Genomic DNA, 24,696 nt, shown 5'->3' on the forward strand with positions numbered 1-24,696 from the left:
TTTTATTGAAAAATCTTGACATCCTATTAGCTGGTTTAGTTGAAGAGTAATATAAGAAAGGACCTCAAATGCACTGGATAATGAGGTCCTTTTTTATCTCAAATAAATAATATCTTCCCAACTGTATATTTTATCTACTACACCAATCCTTTGAGCCGGAGCTGCAAGTTTTCCCTCCTATTTAAAAACTCTTAATGTTTTGTATTTGAAGTCTCAACTGGTAATCTTGTTATATAGGGATACTAATTCGAAGTGAGTTAGTAGACACGATAGAAAAATTGGGGGAATAAAGATAATGGAATTCAAAATTAGTGAAAAGCAAATGACTTTTGAAAATGAACAGTATGTCACTCAGATGCTTGTTAATGGAAAGGGAGAAGGCCACGATAGAGGAGAACCAAGACTTCGATGTGCAGTCGCAATTATCCTTCGTGTTAAAGAAACTCAAAACGAATTAAACCTTCGAGCAAATATTTACTGGGATACCAAATATCCAAAAACTCACCCTATCTTTACGGGTGGCAGCCTGGTTAATTTTATAAATGATCAAGGTCATAATTATGATGAGTTCAAAGAATACTGGGATAAGGTTAAACGATTGGCATCCAACGTATTCACAGATGAGGAAATTCTTGAGTATCAAAAAAAGATGCTAGTAAAAGCTTAAGTTACTGACTGAACAGGTGCTATTTTAGAATAGCACCCTTATTTTTGATTAATCCGATTCTTGTTGAACTAACAGTAAGTTATTCACAGATGTTTGCCTATGTGAATAACTTACTGTTAAAGCCATTTTAATTTTATGGGGGAATCGGTGTGGGATACTATGTGACTGTAGAATTAGGCGTAAAATTATATGTGGAAGATATAAATCCCGAGGGCAGTAAGACGATAGTGTTTTTACATGGTTGGCCATTAAACAATAAACAGTTTGAGTATCAGTTTGATGTTCTTCCCGCAATGGGATACCGCTGTATCGGAATTGACTGGAGAGGGTTCGGAAAGTCGGATAAACCAATGAGTGGCTACAATTATAACCGATTAGCAGATGATATTCGTACAGTAGTTGATGTACTTCAATTAGACAACTTCACTCTTGTAGGTCATTCTACAGGTGGAGCTATCGCTATTCGGTATATGTCCCGATATAATGGTTACGGAGTTTCCAAGCTTGTCCTTGCAGACGCCGCAGCTCCAATAGGCTTTACTAAAGAAACTGCTAATAACTTTCTTAAAGAAACCTTAAATGACCGCCCTAAAATGATGCAGGACGTAACAGATGGCTTTTTCTTTCAGTATATAACTAAACCATTCTCGGATTGGTTTTTTCTATTGGGGTTACAAGCAGCAGGTTGGTCAACAGCAGCAATCATAATTACGCTAAGAGATGAGAAGCTTTATGCGGATTTGCAAAAAATCCTTGTCTCGACCTTAATCGTCCACGGCGTTCATGACAAAGTTATTCCATTTGCACAAGCTCAGGAACTAAATCAAAAAATAAAAAATTCACAGCTTGTTCCGTTTCATTACAGCGGTCATGGTCCTTTCTGGGAAGAACGTGACAAGTTTAACCAACTATTGAGGCAATTTATTGGTTGATAGTTTTCTTCAGCTAAAGGGGGCATTTAATGGAATAAAACATTATAAACAAAACACTCAGAGATCTTTCACTCTGAAGGTTTTTTTATGCCAATCGTAATGTTATTTACATTGATAAATCGGTTGCTAAATCTGTTTCGATTTTGCTCTCTAAATGCGTTTTTGTACTTTAAAACCGAACTACGTGAAGTTTTGGGTTTTTACACAGAACAGGAAGGAACGTATCCAGGGTCTCAACCTACAGTCAACTCGCAATTCACCAGTTTAAGCATCATTGCACCCTTTTGGTATAAGCTTGATGATAAACGTCCAGGCAGTCTTATAGTTTCCATTACAGCAGATCATAAGATAAAGGTTATTCAGAGTGCTCATAAAAAACACCTGAAGGTATATACGGTTGTACATAACCTCTTTTATGAAACCGCGGAGAAGGGCAAGCAGGTAGCGATTAATGTACTCGAAAACGATAAGAACCGCAATGTTTTCATTCAGAACTTACGCAATGAAATGAATCAGTTTAAATATGACGGTATTAATATTGACATGGAAAATTTGTATTTGACTGACCGAGATTCCTCTAGTCTGCTGATAAAAAATTGTCTGATGCTGTGCATCGTGATGGAAAAGTAGTTATGGTTTCAGTCCCTGCAAACACAGATGATTCCCATGCTAATCCCGGGTCTCAGATGGGTTAATGATTATGACATACGATGAACAAAACCCAAGAACAAAACCTGGGTCAACAGCATCTGTCAATTGGACAGAAGCAACGATCCGTTATGCACGGTGGTTTGATTACGAAAGCTTGGTCTATATTTTGAAACATGGCGTACCACCATCAAAAATTTTACTCGGTATCGCTGGGTATGGATGGGACTGGGTTACGAGAGCAGACAAAGTCTTGTATAACTCCTACGCACAGTTAATGGATCAGAGAACAAAATATAAAGCTAAAGTTATATGGGAATCCCGTTCGCAAACACCTCATTTCAGTTACGTTGATCATAATCATCATAGCCACCAAGTTTGGTTTGAGAATAGCGATAGTCTGCGGTTTAAGTTAAACCTAGTAAAAAAATATAACTTTGGGGGAATCGGGATTTGGCAGCTCGGCTTAGAAGACCCAAAGTTCTGGACCACTATACCCGAGGAAATAAAAGTAAAAAAGAGACTAATGGTTCTCTAAATCCTGAACTTGTTTAATTGTGAAGATTTGTACTTAAAGTAACGGGGGCAAGAGTTTAAAAACCGGCTGCTGTTCTAGTGGGTCTTTTTTCTACCTCAACTAAAGAAGCAGAATAGCTCAATACGGAAACTGTATTAAAATCATTAAATTAATCCCCCAATAAAAAATAGCATCATTATTAAATAATCTCCCGGTTCACAATAAAGCGTTAGGATTTTCGCTTGAAAGGGCAAAAGTTTATTAATTCTTTCTACTTCTAAGAGTTCATAACCAAACTCTTTTAATGCTTGTTTCAATTTTCTCCCTGCAATTAAGTCTCGTAATTGTAGATTAGAAAACATACACAATCCTCCCGACCTTTTTCCACTTGTTCTTATTTCATTATAGACTATTATTTTATAAAGACCCTGAAACCCTTTTAAGCTGTCGCTTTTCTTAATGGAATCGTTAAGTTTGTTTCGTTCAATTTGAAAAGCTGCACTTAAACTAATGGGGCGTTAGTTGAAAAAGTGAACTATAAAACTCATTTCCGAAAGCAATATAAATGATATTGTGTTGCATTGGAAAGCGCCATAGCTTTCAGATACTTCCTTTAAATGTAAGTTTTTTTGCAGAACTCTCCGCTTTGAGACGGTATTTATTTTTTTGCAAAAACAGTGTACATCATGCAGAATTTCGTCATTTGAATATTATTTAATTGACATCGATTCTCATTATCATTTATGATGTTATTTGAGCAACAAATAAAGTGGAAATGAAAAAAAGGTCGATTTGACATTCCGAGGAGAGAAATGAGCATGATAACCTTCACAAAGAAAAAGTTACTGGCTATAGCAGCAGCTGCTTTTATGTTAAGCGGCTGCAGTTCTAATGAAGAAGCATCTAATCAAGCAACTGCTGATCAAACACAAGAAACTGTCAGAATTGGGTATCCGAATATTTTATCGGTGGCACCAGCCATTATTGCAGAAAAGCAGAAATTGATGGAAGAGCAAGGGATTAAAGCTGAGTTTTATCAATTTGCAAACGGGCCTGATCTTAACAAAGCGTTGTCTTCTGGGAAATTAGATATCGCTTATACAGGCATACCAGTTGTTGTGAATTGGGCGTCAAAAGGGGCGGATATTTCGGTCATTGCTAAAGTAGGCGACGGGGAATTTGGACTAATCGCAAAAGAGGATTCGTCCATTACACAACCCTCTGATCTAGAGAGTAAAAAAATTGGGTTTTTGGGAAGAGGGACCGGATCGGATATTCTTTTACGAGGCTTTTTGCTGCCGGAGGCGCAGTTGGATGAAACATCGGTAAGTTTGGTAGAAATGAAAATGCCGAACATGGAATCAGCAATTACGAAAGGAACAATTGATGCGGCTCTTTTAGGAGAACCTTTCGTGACATTTGCTGAACTGCGGGGATTAAAGGTTGTTCGAAAAATTCCGGACCCTGCTGTCGTTGTTGTCGCTCATAATGAATTTGTCAAGGAACACGGAGATGCAGTGGAGAAATTTATGCAGGGGCACCAGGCATCCATTGATTATATTAATGAAAAACCGACAGAAGCGGCTGTTGTCCTGGCCGAAGCATTTAAGGTTCCCGAGATTGAAGCGGACGGAAAAACATGGACACCTGCAGAAGTGATGGAACAAGCGCTGGCAAAACAAAAGTATGAAGCTGGGTTTTCCGATGATGATTTTTCATTCTATCAACAACTTGCGGATGCCAATTATCAGTTGAAACTCATTGATAAACCGTTTGAAATTAAATCGGTGTTTAATTTGAAATGGATGAAATAAGAGAAAGGAAATCAGGGGCTGTCCCGAAAGTCGGTGAAAACGGACGAGGGACAGCCCTCTTTTTTATGGAGGCGGGATGTTGACTCCCGATGGCAGGATGAACGCAAATGATGACGGGAATCGATTGAATGACGGCGAAACACCGACTAAAATATAGAAGAAAAATGTTTCATTCAACTCAGAATGAAACATTTTTTGTTTGTACACTTCACTTTACATAATAGTCGTACATGGGTTAATACCCCTATTCATTGAAATGGTGATCGTCCTTTTGGTCATTACGTGTTTCTTTTTAAATACAGTGAAGCAAAGAAAAACATTAATACAAAAGGGTGGGACGCGTTTACCCATCTAATAGCGTACAAAAACAGGGTGAAATTGAGGGGTTATATTATTGAATACTTACCACCCATAGATTTAGTGCAGGAAACAACAGAATGAATTTTAAAAAATATAAAAACCGACTTTAAAACGGATTTTTTTACCCGCATGACTTATTTCGACAAAATTTCATGTGATCATGTAGTACAATTTTAGATATATTGAAATCGAGATAATGGCCAACTAGTCGAAAGACTAGGACGCAAAGATGCAAATCTAAGGTCAAGCGACTAGGATGGCTGAGTTACCTCAGAAAATGGGGGGATTCGATGCTGGATCGAATCAAGGTTGAATTTGATAAATTAGATAAGGAATGGCTTGAACCGATTCAAATTGCACGTGACATGAATATTCCGATTGAGGACACTAGAGCATTTTTATCCTCTGGTAGAATCCCATTAGAAGGAAGCAATTTGGTAGAAAAGATTATTTGGTTGATCTAACCTTTCAATTTTCTGAAAATAGGGAAGGGAAATACAATTCGATATGAAAAGAAACAAAATAAAACTAATTTTGGTATTCTCTATTTTTCTGTTATTGTTTTTTACAAGTTTAAATATCTTTGCATCTTACATAAAGATAAAAAAGACTGTTGAAAAGTCAATCGCACACCAAGGTCTTCAAACAGCAGAGTCAATAGCTGCTTCAATGGATATTGAAGGTTATAAGCAATTTCTTCTTAACCCTTCGAAAAATCAAGGTTATTGGGAAATTAACAAAGTTTTAAATGATACACGGGAAAAAACAGGTGCTTTACATGTATATACACTCGCTATTGATAATCCTAAAGTATCAACAGTCATGATTCCAGGGATGCCCAAAGAGATAGCGGAGGAGTTTCCGATAGGGCTAGTCTGTACAGTTCCAGAAAAGCAAGTTAAAAGAGCATATGAAGGAAAGACCTATATTACAGAAATTATCAATGACCCTAATTATGGAAATTACATATCAGTTGGAGCACCTATCAAAGATGATGAAGGAAAAATTATCGGATATCTAGGAATGGACGTTGATAAGGATACACTTAATACTATTGGTGAAAAAGTATTGGGGAATAGCAATTCAATTATTGAATTAGTAAAATACATAAGTATAACAACTATCCCATTTATCATTTTGGTTTCCATAGTAGCCTATATCGTGTTACAAAAACTTATAAAGCCTATAAGGGATTTATCCACGTATGCACAGCTAATTACAGAAAAGAAAGCGGTCCCACCTCCGCATATTCCAGATTGGTATTTTGAGTTAAAAGAGTTGAGAAATACTATTTTAACAGCTGTTGATTTTTATGAGAAAAAAGCTAATTATGCTGAGAATGAATCAAACATTGACCCGTTAACTGGCTGCAATAATCGTCGTTCTTTAGAAAAAACAATTAATGATTTAGATATGTACTCTACTATTTTGTTTGACATTGACCATTTTAAAAATGTGAATGATAAATACGGACATATAGTAGGGGACGAAGTATTAAAATATTTGACCAAATTAGTTAAAAAAGAAACGAGGAAGAGTGATTTGCTTTTCCGTTTAGGTGGAGAAGAGTTTTTGATTATTCTCCCAGAAACCGATATTGAAATTACACAAATAATTGCAGAAAGAATAAGAAAAACGACGGAAACAACTATTAGCCCTACAGGAAAGCCAATTACAGTTTCAATTGGAATTGGAAACATGCCGAAAATGGCAAATCATTTTTCAGAGCTATTAAACATTACTGACCAAGCATTATATAAAGCGAAACAAGAGGGAAGAAATAAAATAGTCATTGCAACTACGTTAAACAATAATAATGAGAAATTTAATGGGTTTATTTCTATTGAATCAAAGAGCAAAGCTAATTGAATCAGATAAACAAAAAAACCGCAATAAAAATCGGTTTTTTTCTTTGGTTAAAAATTAATAACAAAATTTAATACGCCCTTTTTATAGCAGTTATTTAAGTTATTCTATAAACCAATGTTTGAGATGATCGGATCCGTAATGCAAAAGGGCGCGACGTGTTTATTCATATGGTGCAATACAAATGCAAGTTAATAAAATAAATATAAAATCGTATGAGTTAAAAAATAACAATATTTTATTTTATTATAGTATTCATTATTGGAGATGAATTGCCGATGTAAAGGTTATGTAAACTAATTGGTGGGGAGTTTTGTGAATGAATTTTACAATCGGAAAAAAGTTGATGAGTGGATTTCTAAGTATTGCCATTCTTCTTGGTATTATTAGTTTTATATCTTATTACAACATTCAAAAAGTGGACGATTCCTACTCGGACTTAACTGAGCGTCGAGCGGCAATTTTGTCAAACGCAAAAGACATACAAATCTATGCTTCAAGAGAAATTTCAAACGTACGAGGACTTTTATTAGAGGAAGAGGGTGCTGCAGATGCTTTATCAGAATCTACAGCCGGAATAAATGAAAAAATTAAAAGCACAACCAATATAGTTCAACTTCAAGAAGTCAAGGATTTACTGAAAGAGCTTTCTATATTGAATGAGGAATTTAAAAGTAAGTCGGAGCAATTTGTCACTTTGGTGGAGACCAATAAAGGAGAAGCTCAAAAGTTCGCTGGCGAAGAAGTTATCCCACTGGCAAGAGAAATAAGAGATACAGCGGATAAAGTAGCGGATTTACAAGCAAAAGCTATGGAGGAAGGCAGCAAAGCAAATACCAATATGGTTCATTCAGTTAAAACAATGGTGCTGATCTTGAGTATAGCCGCTTTTATCTTGGCTATTATAATAGGTACGATGATTACCCGAATGATTACCAAACCTATTTTATCTCTCGCAAAAGGAGCAGAAAGTATCGCATCGGGTGATCTGACTCAAGATGACATTCAAGTGAAATATCGAGATGAAATTGGAAATCTGGCAGAGTCCTTTAATCAAATGAAAATGAACCTTCGAGAGTTGATTCATCAAGTTGGCTCAAATGCCGAGCAGGTAGCAGCAACCTCGGAAGAATTATCTGCGAGTGCTGAACAGACGAGTAAAGCGACGGAACAAATTTCAATGGCTATCCAAGAAGTGGCATCAGGTTCAGAAAAACAAGTTTCCAGTACCGGAGAGTCTGCCCAAGCGGTCGATGAAATCTCAAGAGGAATGAATCAAGCCGCATCTTCTATTCAATCTGTTGCAGATTTAACGGCTTCTACAAACGAGAAAGCAAGCATTGGTAATACAATCGTTGCCCAAACTGTTGAACAGATGAACCTTGTACAAGATTCTACAACTGAATCTTCAGAGGTTGTAAACGCTCTTGGGCAAAAATCAAAGGAAATTGGTCAAATTGTGGAATTGATTACACAGGTTGCAAATCAAACGAACCTATTAGCGTTAAATGCTGCCATAGAAGCTGCTCGAGCAGGTGAACAAGGGAAAGGTTTTGCAGTCGTTGCTGATGAGGTTCGGAAGTTAGCAGAACAATCGGCTGACGCAGCAGGTCAAATTCGTGATCTGATACAGGAGATACAATCAGAAGCAGAAAAGGCTGTCCAATCGATGAATAACGGTGCAGACGTTGTTCAAGAGGGGATTAAAATGGTGGATCAAACGGGAGAAGCCTTCCGAGACATTGTGCAGTCAATTGAGCAGATAGCTGTTGAATCTCAAGAGGTTTCTGCTATTGTAGAACAAGTAAGTTCAAGTTCGCAAAGTATGGTAGGAATGATGAAAGATATCAGTCATATTGTAGAACAATCCGCAGGGAATATACAAAATGTGGCTGCTTCAGCCGAAGAACAAAATGCTGCAATGGAAGAAGTTTCATCTTCAGCGGTAGTTTTAAGTGAAATGGCTCAAGATTTACAACAAGTAATAAGTAGATTCAAAGCTTAATAAAAAAGGTATCCTCATTGGTTTAATGCCAGTGAGGTTTTTTGAATATGAGAAGTGGAAAATAAAAGATGTTCCAAATTTAAGCATATAGTTCAAGGGTAAGGGCTGGCATATTAGGTCGATACCAAAATGTATCCTTCTGCTGCGAGAGATATGTATTGATACCTAGATGTTAAATTCCGGAAAATAAAACAAATGAGATGAATGTAATGCAATTCGACAAGTTTCGAAAAAATAAACCTTTTTACTTACGAAAGGAAATGTATTATATTAAAGGTAATTGTTGTTCATATTCTTTCTGGAATATACAACGAAAAGGCAAAACTATGGAAACATAGCAGCGCAAAGCTATAGGGGCTAAAGTGGTTAATCCACTATGCCAGCCAGTTGCCGAAAATATATGATAGAATAGGAGAAAAAGAATGAAAACGATGAAGAAAGTTTTAGTTAGTAGTTTAGGTCTATCCTTGTTATTATCACCAGGGTTTACACCGGCAGAAGCTCAAGGTAAGGGAAAACAGAAAGTTGTTGATAAGAATAAAAACGAAATTGCTGACAATTGGGAGAAGAAGTACAAACTATCTGGCAAAAATGTAGCTTCACTAGATAATGACAAAGATGGTCTAAATAATCTTGTTGAATACAAGCTAAACTTAAACCCAACATTAGCAGATACAAATAAAAATGGAACATTAGATGGACAAGAAGATCAGGATAAAGATGGACTTAGCAATGTAGCTGAGGGTGATCTCAGCTTGAATCCCTTAAATCCTGATACGGACAAAGATAAAATAAAAGACGGGGATGAGAAAGGAAAAGACGGGATAGCGTTTTCCGATAAAATCCGCGAGCTGGAAATTGAAATTTCCACGGATAAACATGATATTGAAATTGAGTATGAAGTGAAAAAAGGTAAATCAAAAATTAAAGTGAAAGATAAATCCCGTACTGTAACAAAAGAAATGGTTGCTGTTCTAGCAAATGAACTGCAGGATCCTGCGACTTTGACTGAAGAAGAAATTATTGCGAAAATTCAAGATCTGTTCAACATCACTGGCCCATTTAGTATTGAAATGGAAATTGAATTTGCAGACGGAGAAGAACTAGAAATTGAACAAGAAGTAGACAATGATGATCAAAACGATAATGGCGATGATGATCAAGAAGATAATGATGATGATCAAGACGACGAAGATGATAAATAAGAAAGGAAGCCAGCTTACCAAGCTGGCTTTTTTTATTAACCATTTAGAATAAAACGTTGAATAACGTACAACTCGCTATCGGTAAACCAGTGACTAAAGAATATGAAATAATGGCTTGTCCATCTTTTTTTAAAGAGTGTTTTTGACCGAAAATGTCCTTTGTATATTCTTCAGCTTTCAAAAACTGGTCATTTTTTCACTCCTTTTAATATATATGAGTATGTATGTTTGATTAGAGTGTACAATAAAAACATTTAGAAGAAAATTCTAGAGTGAAAAAATTAACAATAAAGGTGCTAAATTACCTATTTGTCCTGCTGATTCAATACTAATCCTTTTTCATAAAAACATTATCTATACAGGCAAGTGCCTAATCCAATGCGCTTCTCTCTTCAAATCCTATAACATAGATCAATTCAGAAATATTGATTTATATTATTACTTCATTACCTTTTCGATCCATAAAAAGAACATGCAGGATCAGGGGCGTGTGAAAGGCATTGATCCTACGCAGTTTGAACCCTGGCTTGATGAGTTTATGAGAACATCTATAACGGAGAATGTGAGCTATATCAGCACTATTCGAGATGAATACTTTTCTAAGATTGAATCCATCATCTATCAAGGCATACAGAATGGTACTAGTCCAAAAGAAACTCGGGATCAGCTGATACAACGGACTGGCATGTCAGTGAATAGAGCAAAATTCATTGCCCGGGATCAGGCAGGCTCCATTCTTGGCCAAATGACTGTCGAGCGGCATAAGACAATGGGCGCCAGCAAATTCAAGTGGAGCACATCAAACGATGAAAAGGTACGTGATTCGCACGACAAGCTGGAAGGACAGGTATTTGAATATGCTGATCCGACGGCTGTTGGTTTCCCTGGCACTGACTATAATTGCCGCTGCACTGCTACCCCGTTTTTGATGATAATTGAAGCTCATTAACGATGATTAGAGAACTTAGGTAAAATGATTCTGACAGTCGTGCCTTTACCAAGTTGACTGTTAAATTCTATCGTGCCGTCATGGTTTTCTATAATTCGTTTACACATCATAAGCCCTAATCCTGTTCCTTTTTCTTTTGTTGTATAGAAGGGTTCAAATAGTCTTTTCTGTCTTTCTTGTGAAATTCCGCACCCTTTATCAGTAATTTCTATTAATAGGCTATTTTCGTTTGTATTTTTAAGCGAAACCACTATTTTTTGTGTAGAATCGGTCGTTGCTTCAATAGCATTCTGTATCAGGTTCATTATAACTTGTGTTATCTGATTGGGGTCACAATGTGCAGTAAATATAGAATCAGAACTAATAAATTTGATAAAGTTTAAACCTTTTAGATTTGTTTGGGGTTTCATAAATTCTATAACTTGGGAGACCAAAGCCTTCATATCCGTATTTCTAGTCTCCATGTTTTCTTTAGGTTTAGATATAAACATAAATTGATTAACGATGGTATTAATTTGATTTAATTCATTAAGTATTATCTCAATGTAATTATCTATTGTTTCGTCATTTGAAAGTTCCTTAATCATTTGAGCAAAACCTGTTACAGATGTTAAAGGATTTCGAATTTCATGGGCAATTCCTGCTGCTAATTCACCGACTAATGAAAGTTTTTCTAGTTCCTGAATCTTGGAGGCGTTCTTTCGGTGTTCTGTAGTCTCGATAGCTGTACCATTTACTTCAACAACTTGTGAATTGATTATTACTGGAGTTAACGAAGCAAGGTAATGGAATCCATTTGCACTTCCTTCACAGTTAATAGTATTGCCGCTCCAGGCTATTTCATAAAAATAATGTTTCTGATTTGCCCGATCTTCAGGTAAAAAGTCATGCAAAGTTTTACCAATAATACATGCAGAAGAAAGCCCTATTTTTTCTAGAAAATCACCTTCAGCGAACGTATGGATAAAATCGTTATCTTTCTTTATAAATTTAAACACAAACCCATTTCGTCTTGGGATAAGATGCTTGTAATCAACTTGATTGTTATTAATATTCTTATTACTTTCATTGTTGTAGTGATCCATGCGTAACATCCTCTATTTATATTAATGGTTTATAAATTCAATTTATCATAATCGGTAAATATCTTTAGATTATACAATACATTTCGCTATGTTTTCTTTATATGACGACATTTTGTTTTGAAAAATGTCACAAGACCGAGAATCGGTCTTTTTTTATTGCCTAAAAGGGGGTGAGAACATTGTGAAGGTACAACGATATGACAAAATGCTGATTATGGATTTCATATCATGCGGTACCAAAAAGGCAAGAGCTATAAGGATAGCCGTGTGGAAGGCGGAATGCTGGTTGTCTCCATGACGATAACGGATTCCGCTTTAATGGACTGGATCTTCAGCGGGGAACAAAGTGAAATCAGTATTGGCTTCATGAGCGATATTGTGGAGCAGCGTGGCACATATCAAGGTGGTTAATACGGATATGTTCAGTGCAACATCGATATTAACCATATTGCCATCGTGGACAGATGACGAGTGCGATCCGCGCCGATTCTGATGCATGGCAAATCAATAACGAAAGTGGAGGGAAACCAAATATGGCAGTCTATAAAATTGACGGCAAAGAGTACGAAGTAGATTCAACAGTAAAAGCCCATATGGATGCACAGGATGCTCGGTCATCTTTTAAGAAGAATTTTGGATTGAAAGTAATTTTTATAAATATAAGATTACTTTATATCATGAAAAACAAAAATAGATAAATTCGACATTTTTTATAGTAAAATTAGGTAAGGGGTTAGTGATTTTATTCAGTAATGAAACCCATTTTGAAAAAAGGTAATTTACCGTACAAGACTGTATTATTACCGTTACCGAAAAAAAAATCATCGTCCAAAATACAATGGAACATGGCAAGTTGATTTATTTACTGGGAAAAGAACGAAAATCTCGAATTAATATGTTGGACTCCTGGTAAAGAGTCTTCATCATACCTGTATAGAAAATATTCGGTTATCATTCAACTACACGGATCTTTTAATAGCTTTTTGTAGTTCTATAAAGGAGAACGATCAATGGAACATATGACATATGTCTATGGTGAGCATCATTTAATATTGGCCTTCTTTTCGATTATGATTGCCATATGCTCATCGTATACGGCTCTTCATCTTGTCAGCAGAATAAGATTAGCAGAAAAGGGGATTATGAGGAATTACTGGCTAATTGCCGCTTCTATCTCAATGGGCACCGGAATATGGGCGATGCATTTTATTGGGATGTTAGCATTCCATATCTATCTGGACGTTGGCTATAATCCATTGCTAGTGGCCGTATCCATGATTTTGCCTGTCATGACATCCTATTTAGCTTTTTATATGTTAAGCCAATACGTCCTTAGAAGATATTTAATTGTTAGCGGAACGATTGTGGGAATCGGAATTCTGTTAATGCACTACATTGGAATGAAAGCAATGATCGTAAAAGCAGAGATTCAATATGATCCGGTCTGGGTTACGGCATCTGTATTGATTGCACTGGCGTCCACCAACATCGCTGTGCAGCTATTTGCTCTATTTAGAGACAATCCTGTTTACAATAACTTGTGGGCTAAACCAGCCGCGGCACTTTTAATAGGTACTGCGATTTCAGGGATGCATTATACCGGGATGAAAGCAGCAACCTTTTTAACGACATCCGATTACCAACAAGATTTTCCGCATGATTGGTCAGAAAATAATCCATTAGCCATAAGCATCGTCATTATTATCTTGTGTATACAGGGGTTTATTTTTATCAGCTGTTACATGGATCAAAAAACATCCTTGAAAATAAAAGAAAGTGAAGAACGGTATCGTCAACTGGTTGAATTATCCCCTATTGCAATAGGTATCCATAAATCTGGTGTGTTCACCTATATCAACCCTGCGGGGATGAAAATTTTAGGTGCAAATGCTTTGGAAGAAGTCGTTGGCCAAAATCCTTTATCCTTTATCCATCCAAGTTATCATGAGATTGTCAAAGAGCGATTGAAAATGATGTTTGAAAATAAAACCCCTGCAGCTCCTTTAGAAGAAAAAATGATGCGGGTCGATGGGAAAATTGTCGATGTTGAAATTATGGGATTGCCCATTACCATTCACGGACAAGATCATGTCCAGGTCTTTTTTCAAGATATATCGGAGCGAAAGAAATTAGAAGAAATGATGTATCATTTTGCTTATCATGATACGTTAACGGGATTACCGAACAGGCGGTTATTCGAAGAACACCTTCAAAGAGCAGTACTCGACAAACCAGCTGAGCCTAAAGTAACAGCTGTTATGTTTATTGACTTAGATGGATTCAAGCAAGTCAATGATCTATATGGCCATGATGCAGGGGATACTTTATTAAACATGATCGCTGAGAAGTTAACAATCGCTGTTCGTAAAAGTGATGTAGTTGCCCGCTTGGCAGGCGATGAGTTTACTATTTTGTTAACTGATATTGAGAAGCGGGATGTAATAGGTATAGCGAAAAGAATACTTGATATGTTGGGACTTCCTTTCAGCATAAAAAATAAGAGTATCCGCATTACCCCAAGTATAGGAATTTCTTTTCACCTACATGAACGGGAAGATGGCCATTCTCTCATCAGAAAAGCAGATACAGCCATGTATCAAGCGAAAAGAACAGGGAAAAACACTTATCGAATTTACAGGGATGATTAGATGCAAATGCCCTCACTGAAAAAGAATGGATCAAATAATGACTCTTGCCTAATTAATCATGAAAAAATAGAATAAAGACTCCATTCACCTGGTCATAACTCAAATGCCATTGATATGAGATGCTTTTCCTTGTTTCACTTTACGGGGTCACTTCACCAAATAATTGAAGGTTTTTAGTACTTTAATTGAGGCAGAAGGTTATAAGAGATAAAAACTCTTTCCCTGCTATTTTTCTTTCTAATTTAGCATTCATAGAAGAGATTTAACCCGTAAATTTTAGCGTTATAACAGCATGATCCCACGTGAGATTGTTTCCTGTTGTTCCCATATTTGAACCCGATTATAATGACTAGAGATAGACATACATTTTCTTTGATAAAGGCAAACTTATTGAAAAATAAGGACGCAAAACTAAAGGTCTAAAGTCCTGGTTAGGGAACTATGATCGCCGGGTTGCCGAAGCCCATTTATACAAGGCTTCCTCTCTTAGAAGATGGCTTTTTATATTTAATAAATAAAATAAATGGAGAATGTAAATGGACATTAATTATATTGCCGGCCTATTTAAAAATAAGAAAGATGCTGAATTCACAAAAAGTGTGATTGATAGTGTGAACGCATCCATTTGGTACATGGATTTAGAAAGAGATGCTCTTTGGGTTTCAATTGAGAATGTCAAATTCAAGAGAGTGCCCATGTTATTCAAGATGCGAAAGGAAGAGTTATTTTATGTGCGGGCATTGCTTTTGATATTACAGAGCGTAAAAAGGTAACAATACATTTAGCTGAAAGTGAAGAACGGTATCGTACTCTTATTGAGCTATCCCTCATGCTGTTTTTGTGCATCAGGAAGAAAAAATTGTTTATACGAACCCAGAGTCATTAAAGATGCTGGGAGCAAATCATGAGAATGAAATTTTAGGTAAAAGAATTCAAGAAATTTTTGTGATTGAAGAGGTAGATAGATTACAAGATTGCCTAGAAAGGCTATTAAATGGAGAAAGTCTTCCTTTTTGTGAATACAGAATAAAAATGTTGAATGGACGAGTAATAGATGTAGAATCTAATACAGTAAACATAACATTTCCCATTCGAAAAGAATGTTGGGGTTTTTGTTTTTAATCAAGCTCGTGTCCCCGGAACCGTGTCGAAACAATATCCTTGATGCCATAAGAGCCACCAAGCGTCCTCTTTCTAGACTCAGCGCGACTTTACTACACCTTTTCCTTCAATAAGGGTCGAACGTGACCCGTGACATCACCTGCCGCCTTGGAACGATTCAATCCCGTTCGTAGAAACGACACCACACCGGGTGGTTTTTTTCAGAGACCATGAAAATCATGAAATCGACGTAGTGACAAGCCTGCGGAATGTAGCAGCTGAAGTGGTCGCCGACATGTACAAAGCAAGCTGGGCGATCGAGTCGTTTTTCCGATGGATCAAGCAGAACCTCAATGTGCCGGTGCTTTTTGGCGCGACAAAAAATGCCGTATATAATCAGCTTTTTGCGGCCTTGATTGCGTATGTCTTGCTCAAATGGCTGTATAATCAGACGAAATCTTCCATCCCGCATGCCAAGCTGTCTCTTGCCGGCTTTCAGCGCATGCTTCTTTATGCGCGCTGCCGCTGGAATGGCAGGCAGAAATGGCCTTGTTTCTGCATCATTATTTTGAGGTTCACTGGAAGAAAACTGTATGATTCTGGCTAATCAACACGCGTGTATTTTTCTTTTAAAATGGGTATCCTAACTGAGTAAATTCGATAAAGAGGATGATTAACATGATGCGCAAAACAACTACAGAACAAACAATTTCAGTTCAAGAAGCCATTGAATCACGGCGCAGTATTCGTAAATTCATACAGCAACCAATTGACCAACAACATCTTCAAAACATTTTTGAGCTTGTGCAGCTGTCCCCAAGTGCATGGAATCTTCAGCCATGGCGTTTTCATGTGGTAACAGATGTTAATTTGAAGAAAAAGCTTGAAGAAGCGGCCTATGGTCAAAAACAGGTTACATCAGCTCCAGCAGTAATTGTCGTAACTAGTGATATGGAAGATGTACTTACAAATATTGGTGACACCGTTCATCCAGGTCTTTCTGAAGAGCAAAAACAAGAAGAAGTGGCGAATTTATCAGCATTCTTTAATGGTATGAGTGTTGAAGACCGCGGCCAATGGGGTTTAAATCAAACCAACATTGCATTTGGTATCCTCATGACAGCTGTTCAGGGATATGGATATGCGAGTAATCCCATGCTGGGCTTCGACCAAGACAAAGTAAGAGATTTATTAAATCTTCCTAAATATGTGCAATTCGCAGGAATCCTCCCTATAGGAAAGCCAGATGATGAGGGATATCCTCATCACCGCTTTACTCTAGAAAAGATTGTTAAATTTCATTGAGTTCATATTATAAAAGAAAGAAAAGGGGTTGGACTTTGTTCTTACTCCTTTTTTTTTGAGAATCAACTCTTCATTGCAATTTTATTTTCAATATTGCTTTTTTTGATAACTCTGGTTTATTTTAACCTGAATATATTAAAGAAAAAGTTACACGATTAAAGTTCCTTGACAACACGCCTGTTGATTAACCAGAATTAGACAGACTTGTCCTGTGCAACTGCTTCTGCCGATTAAGACATTCTGCTACAGCTGCTTGTCGTTTATTTATGGAAAATTATTCATAATCAACAGGCGTGATGTCCGGTAAGGGTATGTAACAAAACTCCGCCTAATAAAAGAGATGATTTATATGAATTATCATTTATATTCCAAAGCCCATCTATCTTTATCTCTATCATATTTCTTATCATAAGATAGGCGGCCTTTTTTCGCGCCATCCGAGTACTTCTTGCGCAGGGCTGTGTAGTTTTTACAGCTTTCTTTTTCGGTGTTGCAGGTTTCGGTGCTGGTTTTGAAGAGAAGACCAACACTGCTTCACAGTATTTTTAAATCGCTTCAGCTACTGGAAGGAGAATAGTAAAGCGAGTACCTTTCCCAACTTCGCTGTCCACTTCAATTTCACCCCGCATGGCTTTCACAATGCTGAAGATCACCATTGTTCCAAGTCCAGTCCCTTTTTCTTTTGTTGTATAGTAGGGGGTTCCTAACCGTTCGATCTGTTCATCCGTCAGGCCAACCCCTGTATCTGCCACTATGATGACTGCCTTACCGTTCACCTTCTGTAACGCAATGACTAATTTTCCTCCATCAGGCATCGCTTCAATCGCATTTTTAGTGAGATTAATGAGACATTGATGAAGTTTTTGACTTTCACCTGCAACAGAGACATCTGCGTGCAGCTGGAGCTCAATACATACATTATTCATCGCAGCAAAAGGTTCAACTACTTTCACAGCATACGTTAATTCTTTCTTTAAATCTAATACCTTAATGTTTTCTAATGAAGGCCTTGCAAAGGTAAGGTAATCACTAATGGTGGATTCCGCTTTATCCAGCTCACCTACCGCTATATCGATGTAGTTGCTTTTCTCTTTCTCTGTAAGATCAGGATCTCTTAATAATTGGAGAAATCCCCTTGTAACAGTCAATGGATTTCGTACCTCATGTGAGATACTAGCTGCCATATCGCTGACTGTTTTTAACTTTTCCAGCTTTCCTATTTCCGCGGCTATAGCCATATCCTTTTTTGCTCTTTCTATAAAATTAACAAATAGGATAGTTCCAGTTATTTGAATACATAGAAACAGGGTAAAAGTTGTAAAAGTTCTTATCCCCATTACTTCGGAAAAAAATAAACCGAGTGCAATACCTGTATACAATGCTGAAAAGACAGAAACTGCTATAACAAGGCGTATTCTTTTTTTTAGATTAACTGTCTTCTCAAAAAAAGGAATCATAAACCAAAGTGAAATAAGTAAAAGAGTACTGCCTGCTAGATTGATATAAAAGCCGGAACCACCTAAACTAAATCGGTAAGTAACTAAAATAAGAAATAAAGTAATCGCAACTTTACGACCGCCATAAAAAGCGCCGACTATAAAGGGGACATAACGCATATCGATTAACTGGCCCGGGCTAATGTGGATGGAAAATGTCATACATAATACAATCGAACTTCCAGAGGCCAGAATAATTAAAAATTTATTGGTTATTTGATAAATTTTTTTTTCAATAAATTTAAGATATATGAAGAAAAAAGTAAAAATAAAAAAAATATTTAATAATAAAATTTGAAGATCATGAAGTACGTTACTCATGTCTTTTCCCCCTTCTTGCTGTTAGCTTACAATTTATGTATAAATGGAAAAAGTGCTAATCATTTCAAACAAGTATTTCTTTTTATTCTCCTACAAAAAAAGCTAAAACCCTATTTTTTTCTTTCGACAAATTAAGACAAAAGTTTTGGTGAAAAGTTAAGATGATATTCCGTTTCCAATTCTATTTATCTGTAATAAACTATGGAACATTATAGCAGCCAGCATTCAAGCCTTTCTTCGGCAACATCATATTTGACACTGAATGTGTAAGCAATACTTCTAATGACTATTTGCTTGTCATTTGTTAGTTCAAGTCTTTTTTAAGCATAAAATTCGGGATACAAAAGTGCAGGGCAAAGCTATTCGCTTTCCATTTCTGTATTCTTAAAAAGAAGAAAGGAAGTGTAAGCTGGTTGTCTGTATGACGCAGTAAAACAAAGCTTATGGGCAAATTCCTGCCATTGCATAGTTGTGGTAAGGTTTTGATTTAGCATGATGATTGAAAATTGTTCATGCTCAAGATACTGCCTCATTTTCAATTGATAAAAAGAGAATATATGCTCGGGAAAAGTGTACAGTAGATCTCTATCTTAAAAAAGGGCAAAATACTGAGAAATAGAAAAACTTTTGAAAAAAGGATAGGTTGGGTGATAAATATTTCAAAAAGGGGAAGCCCAGATCTATTGCCATTAATCAGTCTTTTTGCTTTTTAAAATGCGTTTTTAAGGTTTCATTCCTTCTTCTAGCAGGAAAAGAATAATAAAATAGTTTGCTAGATTTAATATATCTTGAAAGGGGCAGTGATTTGAAAAACTTTGTATGCAGGGTAATATCTTTCGGTTTGCTGATGACGCTTCACGGAAATCATCCGGTCTTTGCTGATAGTAATGAGGAAAAACAAATGGTTATTGTTTTTGATGAGGAAACGAGTGAACAAGAGATGGACAAAACAGTAGAGGGTGTAGACGGTGATGTGACGGAGGCGTTTGAGCAAGTGTCAGCTGCATCTGTTGAAATACCGGAAGATTCAATTGATGAGCTCAGAAAAGATCCTTCTGTAAAGCATGTGGAAGAAGATATCCTCATCCACTTGAATCAGCAGGTAGAAGACTGGGGTATTCAGGCCACGAACATACCGGCTGCATGGAATTCCGGTCTCACGGGTCAGGGGGTTAAAGTGGCGGTTATTGATTCGGGTATCGCGCCGCACAGCGATTTGAGGGTCGCAGGAGGGGTGTCCACGGTTGCCTATACCTCTTCATACAGCGATGACCAAGGCCATGGAACACACGTGGCTGGCATAATCGGCGCGCAAAATAACAGCTTTGGGGTAAGAGGGGCTGCTTATGAATCAGAACTTTATGCCGTAAAAGCCTTTAATCAAGATGGCGCAGCTTATCTCTCCGATATGATTGAAGGAATCGACTGGTCGATCTCAAATGGAATGGACATCATTAACTTGAGTGCAGGGACGCAAGTTGATTCAGTTGTATTACAATCCGTCGTTGACCGGGCCTATACGGAAGGCCTGCTGATTGTTGCGGCTGCCGGAAATGACGGAGCGCCGGATGGATTAGCAGATACAGTAGATTTTCCGGCCCGTTATTCGTCGGTTATCGGAGTTGGTGCGGTAGACAGCAATTTTAACCGGGCCTCTTTTTCATCCACAGGACCGGCTGTAGAGGTAGCTGCTCCCGGTGTAGGAGTATTAAGCACATATACAGGGGACCGGTATGCTTATTTGAGCGGCACTTCCATGGCGGCGCCTTATGTAACTGGGAAACTTGCTTTATTAAAGCAGGCGTACCCGCGACTTACCAATGAAGAGCTGCGGCAAGTACTGATTGAGCATACGCGGGATCTGGGAGCAGCGGGAAGAGATCCATTCTTCGGATATGGCTTCATTCAAGCTTCTTCCTTCACGGAGCCAATAGAATTGGAGGAAGAGAATCCGTTAAACGGCATAACGCTCAGTGAGAATTCTTTCTCAGGAGTTCCGGGAGATGCCATTCAGGTTACAGCAGCCGCTACCTTCAAAAACGGCAACGTGCAAAACGTGACGAATGAGGCCACGTGGTCATCGGCTAATACTGCTGTTGCGACAGTTGAAGGCGGAAGAATTGTTTTAAATGGCTATGGCAGCACGACAATCACGGTGACGTATGGGGATCAGTCAGCTGTCTTTATCGTAAACGTCCCAGTTCCTGAGCCAGTGCAGGAAACAAATCCTGTCGTCAAACTTGAAGCGAACCAAACCATTCTATTAGGACAACCGGGAGATGTGATCAATGTCACAGCATCAGCTACCTTCAAAAACGGCGATGTGCAAAACGTGACGAATGGGGCAGCATGGTCATCAGCCAACCCGGCTGTCGCGGTGGTCAAAGGCGGCAGAGTAGAGTTAACCGGCTATGGCAGCACGACGATCATGGTCACCTATGAGGGTCAATCAACAATGATTGTAGTAAACAGTCCAGAACCATTACCTGAATCAGAAACAGATATTGATTCTTTCCAAGACGTTTCTTCCTTTTATGCTCCGGCCATAGAGTATTTGGTTCGTAAACAAATTTCCAATGGTTTATCTCAAACAGAATTCGGTGTTCAAAAGAATATTATTCGTGCAGATGCGGCCATTTGGTTAGCTAAAGAACTGAATTTAAATACAGAAAGAGCACCGGCATCTGGTTTTGTTGATGTACCTTCAAGAGCAGCAGGGGCAGTGAATGCTTTGAAAGAAGCAGGAATTATCGGGGGGAAAACAGAAACTAGGTTTGGTGCCTATGACCCACTGACACGCGGGGAAGTCGCCCTTATTTTACAGCGGGCTTACAATCTTTCAGGAGACGGGAGATCCTCTTCTTTTACAGATGTCTCTCCCCGTTACAAGGCAGCTGTAGATGCGTTGATTGCTAATAATATCACCTATGGTTTGACTGCAACACAATTCGGTGTTTCCCGTAATATAACTCGTGGCCAACTGGCCGTTTTCCTTTATCGTTTGTCATCTAAATAATATTATATTCATAGCAGTACCTAAAATTGAGCTGACACAAAAGCGTAAATGCTTTTGTGTCAGCTTTTTATTATTGAATTTTGATAGGGTTAATATCAAGTGAAAAGTTCCGACCCGATGTGCAAGAAGGGGCTTACTCAGAATTGAATTTTTTCCAGCCAGCTTAAAAGTCGAACTTTTAAAAGAAGAAATATAGATAAAAATGCTTTAGATCAAGAAATTATGCTTAAAAACAGGTGGTCCAAAAATAATTTTACCATAACTGTGCTAGCAAGCAGAGCCGAACCATAAGAGAGAAGTGGAGAAGCCTGGTGGAAACGAGGCTTCTCTCTCAGATTGTTGGAGAGTGATTTACGGTTTCTATATAACCTTAATAGTAGACCTCACTAAAATATCGAGATACTTTTGGGGGATAAACTTTACTCCTTAGGATCTTGCTGCTCATTAGAAGTAAAACAGCGGTTAAAAAGACTAAGTTATTCTAATTTGCGGATAGACATTAAAAAATATATTCATTTTTTTAGGTAGTCAATGAAGTCTTCAAATGCTTCATCTTCACCCCCGGTTTTAAAATACACAATATCATTTGGCTGCAGCAGCTTGTCAAAATAATTTATTATATCCTGGGGTTCAGATGAATGATAAACGTCTTGTTTATTCATTCCGAATGCAACCGCAGCTGTCCCTATATCTTTAGCCAAAGAGCCTTTTGTAATCAGTTTGTCTAATCCTAACTGGTACACTAATTTTCCCGCTTTTTCATACTCTGCATCTGCATAATCACCAAGTGCAGCTATTCTTCCTAAAACAGCTATTTTTCTTTGGTATGGCAATGGAATTTTCTGGAGAGTCCGTAATCCGCTTTCTAAAGAAGTTGGATTTGACTTCCATGTATCATCAATAATAGTTATTTCATTCCGTCCTTCGATAAGTTGAAAATGAGATTTTAAAGGTGAAAAGGAGATCAGCCTTTTTATTGCGATATGAATGTCAATTCCCAATTCCGCAGCTACTGCAATAGAAGCGACCGCATTGTATACATTATGGCTTCCCAACCCTGGAACAACCCCTTTAAACACCTTATCATCATAGGCTACTTTAAATTTCATGTTGTTTTTGTCAAAATGAATATCTTTTATTTGAAATTGTGCATTCTTACTTTTGCCAAATGTCACGATTTTTCCTCGATAGTCAGAGAAATCCATAGATGAAATGTGTTCATCATCCAGATTAATAATTAAGGTCCCTTTATAACCAAGACCTTGTATTAACTTTGCTTTTTCTGCTTTATAATTTTCAAATAGACGGATTTTATCTGTGTGGTCCACACCAATCATCGTTATGACACCGATAGTGGGGAAAAAGTAATTGCATGCTTCCATCATGTCCCCGCGCACTGATACAGCCGTTTCAATGACAGCAACATCTGTGTTTTCATCAATTCCCAATAGATAGGGAAGATGAAAGCAGCCAGCGTTTTTACTTGAAATTGTAGCTTGAACGGTAAAATCTTTTTGGAGAATATGTTTGAGCATTTCTTTAGTAGTTGTTTTGCCACAAGTACCGGTAATGGCTACAACAGGGATGTTAAACATATGCCGGTAATAAGAAGTGAAATTCAGGAAAGCTTTCTTCACATCGGCAACCATTATAATTTGATCTCGATTTAATTTTTCCATATTTAAAAAGGGCTCTTCTGTCACTATATAGAAGTGGTGATGTTTTTTTAAACGTTCACCATCCAGTTTCCAGCCTTTTTTCACACGGAAATAAACCGTGTTATTGTCTGCCTCATAAAGTTCACGAGTCACATTTACAATGGGCACGCTAGTTTGTGCTTTATTTGGCTTCATGCCCATTGCCTGCAAAATGTCCTCTAATAGAAGAGTTTTCATGCTATCGCTCCCTTTCAGTACTGAATGTTCAGGAACACTTTCACCAGCCTTTTTTTTATCATTCAAATCAAGGTGTTATTTTCATAAAAACAGTACTGCTCTATAATGTAGAGGAGTCTGCAGGTGGTTAGTCTTTATAATTGTCATCGTAAGCATGATAAAAGGAGCGCCCAGCATTCAAACGTTGGCTGAATTTTTAAAAGGCGAAATAAATCCTTTTTCTCTTAACAATACATTTACATTATTACTACAGGTTAGAGTGATACATTCCTTGAAAAATTAGAAAAGTAAATGTTGAAAAGGCACGGACTTAAAACATTAAATAATAAAGTGACCATTAAAAATTTATTGATGATAATCATACATTGAGGCCAAGCCAGAATTATTGGAGCAGGGTATTCAAGATAAGCCGTTCAACATGATCAGTGAAGTGAAATTTGTCATTCAGTGGATAATGGCCGGCCGGAATCAAGAGGCAAGATGCCGAGCTGATCGAACAGGGACTTATACATTGGATATGAAATTGATTGAAGCGATTGTTCCGGATTGAATGGCTAGTGAAGAACGGAAGCTAACTACAGATGAGCAATGGTTTTTAACAGATATGATGGCTGATTTAACAAAGAGGAAAGAAGATGTTTTTAAATTAGTTAAGGCAGAGAGGGATTGACGTTTGAATATACAGCGGAATTACTTGGGGTCACAAAATCATCTGTCCAGACATATTTAGAAGGAGTAGAAAATGAAATAGAATATTTTCCTTATTTATGAAGGGAAATACTTTATTGGAATTAATAAGGAATTATTAAAAGATACGACTCGAACAAGTAAAAAGACGAAACAAAAAGGGATGTGTTTATCTAAAA

The 24,696-nt window shown here is 37.4% G+C and carries 23 protein-coding genes and 3 riboswitches; of the genes, 19 read left to right on the forward strand and 4 right to left on the reverse strand.

What is annotated here, in order from left to right:
• The first annotated feature begins 295 nt into the window (after window positions 1–295).
• From BA724_RS04520 to BA724_RS04535, 4 genes are all read left to right on the forward strand, one after another.
• Complete coding sequence (locus BA724_RS04520; protein ID WP_069937486.1) at window positions 296–667, forward strand: hypothetical protein; 372 nt, start codon at window positions 296–298, stop codon at window positions 665–667.
• A gap of 149 nt (window positions 668–816) precedes the next feature.
• Window positions 817–1,599 (forward strand): alpha/beta fold hydrolase, encoded by a 783-nt coding sequence (locus BA724_RS04525; RefSeq protein WP_069937487.1) that lies wholly within the window; start codon window positions 817–819, stop codon window positions 1,597–1,599.
• An 87-nt stretch (window positions 1,600–1,686) separates the two neighbouring features.
• Window positions 1,687–2,229, forward strand: coding sequence for a glycoside hydrolase family 18 protein (locus BA724_RS04530; RefSeq protein WP_069937488.1), 543 nt, complete (start codon window positions 1,687–1,689; stop codon window positions 2,227–2,229).
• 70 nt (window positions 2,230–2,299) lie between these two features.
• A complete protein-coding gene (locus tag BA724_RS04535; protein WP_069937489.1) occupies window positions 2,300–2,785 on the forward strand; it encodes a glycosyl hydrolase family 18 protein in 486 nt (161 codons plus the stop codon).
• A gap of 143 nt (window positions 2,786–2,928) precedes the next feature.
• Here BA724_RS04535 and BA724_RS04540 read toward each other — a convergent pair whose 3' ends face one another.
• Window positions 2,929–3,126 (reverse strand): hypothetical protein, encoded by a 198-nt coding sequence (locus BA724_RS04540; RefSeq protein ID WP_069937490.1) that lies wholly within the window; start codon window positions 3,124–3,126, stop codon window positions 2,929–2,931.
• Window positions 3,127–3,582: 456 nt separating this feature from the next.
• Here BA724_RS04540 and BA724_RS04545 point away from each other — a divergent pair, with 456 nt between their 5' ends.
• The 6 genes from BA724_RS04545 to BA724_RS04565 all read left to right on the forward strand — a co-directional run bounded on the left by BA724_RS04545 (window position 3,583) and on the right by BA724_RS04565 (window position 10,963).
• A complete protein-coding gene (locus tag BA724_RS04545) occupies window positions 3,583–4,578 on the forward strand; it encodes an ABC transporter substrate-binding protein (protein WP_069937491.1) in 996 nt (331 codons plus the stop codon).
• Between the two features lie 548 nt (window positions 4,579–5,126).
• A riboswitch (cyclic di-GMP riboswitch) is annotated at window positions 5,127–5,211 on the forward strand.
• Between the two features lie 17 nt (window positions 5,212–5,228).
• Complete coding sequence (locus tag BA724_RS18470) at window positions 5,229–5,402, forward strand: hypothetical protein (protein WP_169818490.1); 174 nt, start codon at window positions 5,229–5,231, stop codon at window positions 5,400–5,402.
• Window positions 5,403–5,445: 43 nt separating this feature from the next.
• On the forward strand, window positions 5,446–6,807 hold the full coding sequence (locus tag BA724_RS04550) for a diguanylate cyclase (protein WP_069937492.1): 1,362 nt from the start codon (window positions 5,446–5,448) through the stop codon (window positions 6,805–6,807).
• A 316-nt stretch (window positions 6,808–7,123) separates the two neighbouring features.
• The gene (locus BA724_RS04555) at window positions 7,124–8,809 is read left to right on the forward strand and encodes a methyl-accepting chemotaxis protein (RefSeq protein WP_069937493.1); all 1,686 of its coding nucleotides are present in this window, start codon (window positions 7,124–7,126) and stop codon (window positions 8,807–8,809) included.
• 307 nt (window positions 8,810–9,116) lie between these two features.
• A riboswitch (cyclic di-GMP riboswitch) is annotated at window positions 9,117–9,204 on the forward strand.
• A 27-nt stretch (window positions 9,205–9,231) separates the two neighbouring features.
• Window positions 9,232–10,014, forward strand: a complete 783-nt coding sequence (locus BA724_RS04560) for a hypothetical protein (protein ID WP_083256064.1) — start codon at window positions 9,232–9,234, stop codon at window positions 10,012–10,014.
• 538 nt (window positions 10,015–10,552) lie between these two features.
• Window positions 10,553–10,963 carry a minor capsid protein gene (locus BA724_RS04565; RefSeq protein ID WP_245676163.1) on the forward strand — a complete coding sequence of 137 codons (411 nt, stop codon included), beginning with the start codon at window positions 10,553–10,555 and terminating at the stop codon, window positions 10,961–10,963.
• Here the strand turns inward: BA724_RS04565 and BA724_RS04570 are convergent.
• Window positions 10,960–12,048: an ATP-binding protein gene (locus BA724_RS04570; RefSeq protein ID WP_069937495.1), complete on the reverse strand. Its 1,089-nt coding sequence runs from the start codon at window positions 12,046–12,048 to the stop codon at window positions 10,960–10,962. The two genes, BA724_RS04565 and BA724_RS04570, sit on opposite strands and share 4 nt — an antisense overlap.
• 228 nt (window positions 12,049–12,276) lie before the next feature.
• Between BA724_RS04570 and BA724_RS04575 the strand changes: the two genes are divergently transcribed.
• The 7 genes from BA724_RS04575 (at window position 12,277) to BA724_RS04600 (ending at window position 17,102) form a co-directional block, all read left to right on the forward strand.
• Window positions 12,277–12,459 (forward strand): DUF2213 domain-containing protein, encoded by a 183-nt coding sequence (locus BA724_RS04575; protein WP_069937496.1) that lies wholly within the window; start codon window positions 12,277–12,279, stop codon window positions 12,457–12,459.
• Between the two features lie 122 nt (window positions 12,460–12,581).
• Window positions 12,582–12,746, forward strand: coding sequence for a hypothetical protein (locus BA724_RS18475; RefSeq protein WP_169818491.1), 165 nt, complete (start codon window positions 12,582–12,584; stop codon window positions 12,744–12,746).
• 312 nt (window positions 12,747–13,058) lie between these two features.
• A complete protein-coding gene (locus BA724_RS04580; protein ID WP_069937497.1) occupies window positions 13,059–14,696 on the forward strand; it encodes a sensor domain-containing diguanylate cyclase in 1,638 nt (545 codons plus the stop codon).
• 370 nt (window positions 14,697–15,066) lie between these two features.
• Window positions 15,067–15,157, forward strand: a riboswitch (cyclic di-GMP riboswitch).
• Window positions 15,158–15,232: 75 nt separating this feature from the next.
• Window positions 15,233–15,469 carry a hypothetical protein gene (locus BA724_RS04585; RefSeq protein ID WP_069937498.1) on the forward strand — a complete coding sequence of 79 codons (237 nt, stop codon included), beginning with the start codon at window positions 15,233–15,235 and terminating at the stop codon, window positions 15,467–15,469.
• A 67-nt stretch (window positions 15,470–15,536) separates the two neighbouring features.
• On the forward strand, window positions 15,537–15,818 hold the full coding sequence (locus BA724_RS04590) for a PAS domain-containing protein (RefSeq protein WP_169818492.1): 282 nt from the start codon (window positions 15,537–15,539) through the stop codon (window positions 15,816–15,818).
• 232 nt (window positions 15,819–16,050) lie between these two features.
• Window positions 16,051–16,404: a transposase gene (locus BA724_RS04595; RefSeq protein WP_169818493.1), complete on the forward strand. Its 354-nt coding sequence runs from the start codon at window positions 16,051–16,053 to the stop codon at window positions 16,402–16,404.
• Window positions 16,405–16,475: 71 nt separating this feature from the next.
• Window positions 16,476–17,102, forward strand: coding sequence for a nitroreductase family protein (locus BA724_RS04600; protein ID WP_069937501.1), 627 nt, complete (start codon window positions 16,476–16,478; stop codon window positions 17,100–17,102).
• Window positions 17,103–17,647: 545 nt separating this feature from the next.
• On the opposite strand, the gene BA724_RS04605 is transcribed toward BA724_RS04600, so the two are convergent.
• A complete protein-coding gene (locus BA724_RS04605; protein ID WP_069937502.1) occupies window positions 17,648–18,919 on the reverse strand; it encodes an ATP-binding protein in 1,272 nt (423 codons plus the stop codon).
• Window positions 18,920–19,820: 901 nt separating this feature from the next.
• On the opposite strand from BA724_RS04605, the gene BA724_RS04610 reads away from it, so the two are divergent.
• Window positions 19,821–21,935 (forward strand): S8 family serine peptidase, encoded by a 2,115-nt coding sequence (locus BA724_RS04610; RefSeq protein ID WP_169818494.1) that lies wholly within the window; start codon window positions 19,821–19,823, stop codon window positions 21,933–21,935.
• 512 nt (window positions 21,936–22,447) lie between these two features.
• Here BA724_RS04610 and BA724_RS04615 read toward each other — a convergent pair.
• The gene (locus BA724_RS04615) at window positions 22,448–23,830 is read right to left on the reverse strand and encodes a Mur ligase family protein (RefSeq protein WP_069937504.1); all 1,383 of its coding nucleotides are present in this window, start codon (window positions 23,828–23,830) and stop codon (window positions 22,448–22,450) included.
• A gap of 385 nt (window positions 23,831–24,215) precedes the next feature.
• Here BA724_RS04615 and BA724_RS18480 point away from each other — a divergent pair, with 385 nt between their 5' ends.
• Window positions 24,216–24,380 (forward strand): hypothetical protein, encoded by a 165-nt coding sequence (locus tag BA724_RS18480; RefSeq protein ID WP_169818495.1) that lies wholly within the window; start codon window positions 24,216–24,218, stop codon window positions 24,378–24,380.
• The last annotated feature ends 316 nt before the right edge of the window (window positions 24,381–24,696 follow it).

It is taken from the genome of Domibacillus iocasae (genome assembly GCF_001750285.1).
GTDB lineage: Bacteria > Bacillota > Bacilli > Bacillales > Domibacillaceae > Domibacillus > Domibacillus iocasae.

Coding starts and splice junctions, on each gene's coding strand:
- BA724_RS04565 (WP_245676163.1), top strand. CDS start 10,553: ATGAGAACATCTATAACGGAGAATGTGAGCTATATCAGCACTATTCGA.
- BA724_RS04605 (WP_069937502.1), bottom strand. CDS start 18,919: ATGAGTAACGTACTTCATGATCTTCAAATTTTATTATTAAATATTTTT.
- BA724_RS04610 (WP_169818494.1), top strand. CDS start 19,821: ATGGTTATTGTTTTTGATGAGGAAACGAGTGAACAAGAGATGGACAAA.
- BA724_RS04535 (WP_069937489.1), top strand. CDS start 2,300: ATGACATACGATGAACAAAACCCAAGAACAAAACCTGGGTCAACAGCA.
- BA724_RS04600 (WP_069937501.1), top strand. CDS start 16,476: ATGATGCGCAAAACAACTACAGAACAAACAATTTCAGTTCAAGAAGCC.
- BA724_RS04550 (WP_069937492.1), top strand. CDS start 5,446: ATGAAAAGAAACAAAATAAAACTAATTTTGGTATTCTCTATTTTTCTG.
- BA724_RS04530 (WP_069937488.1), top strand. CDS start 1,687: ATGCCAATCGTAATGTTATTTACATTGATAAATCGGTTGCTAAATCTG.
- BA724_RS04555 (WP_069937493.1), top strand. CDS start 7,124: ATGAATTTTACAATCGGAAAAAAGTTGATGAGTGGATTTCTAAGTATT.
- BA724_RS04615 (WP_069937504.1), bottom strand. CDS start 23,830: ATGAAAACTCTTCTATTAGAGGACATTTTGCAGGCAATGGGCATGAAG.
- BA724_RS04520 (WP_069937486.1), top strand. CDS start 296: ATGGAATTCAAAATTAGTGAAAAGCAAATGACTTTTGAAAATGAACAG.
- BA724_RS04560 (WP_083256064.1), top strand. CDS start 9,232: ATGAAAACGATGAAGAAAGTTTTAGTTAGTAGTTTAGGTCTATCCTTG.
- BA724_RS04545 (WP_069937491.1), top strand. CDS start 3,583: ATGATAACCTTCACAAAGAAAAAGTTACTGGCTATAGCAGCAGCTGCT.
- BA724_RS04585 (WP_069937498.1), top strand. CDS start 15,233: ATGGACATTAATTATATTGCCGGCCTATTTAAAAATAAGAAAGATGCT.
- BA724_RS04580 (WP_069937497.1), top strand. CDS start 13,059: ATGGAACATATGACATATGTCTATGGTGAGCATCATTTAATATTGGCC.
- BA724_RS04540 (WP_069937490.1), bottom strand. CDS start 3,126: ATGTTTTCTAATCTACAATTACGAGACTTAATTGCAGGGAGAAAATTG.
- BA724_RS18475 (WP_169818491.1), top strand. CDS start 12,582: ATGGCAGTCTATAAAATTGACGGCAAAGAGTACGAAGTAGATTCAACA.
- BA724_RS04575 (WP_069937496.1), top strand. CDS start 12,277: ATGCGGTACCAAAAAGGCAAGAGCTATAAGGATAGCCGTGTGGAAGGC.
- BA724_RS18470 (WP_169818490.1), top strand. CDS start 5,229: ATGCTGGATCGAATCAAGGTTGAATTTGATAAATTAGATAAGGAATGG.
- BA724_RS04570 (WP_069937495.1), bottom strand. CDS start 12,048: ATGGATCACTACAACAATGAAAGTAATAAGAATATTAATAACAATCAA.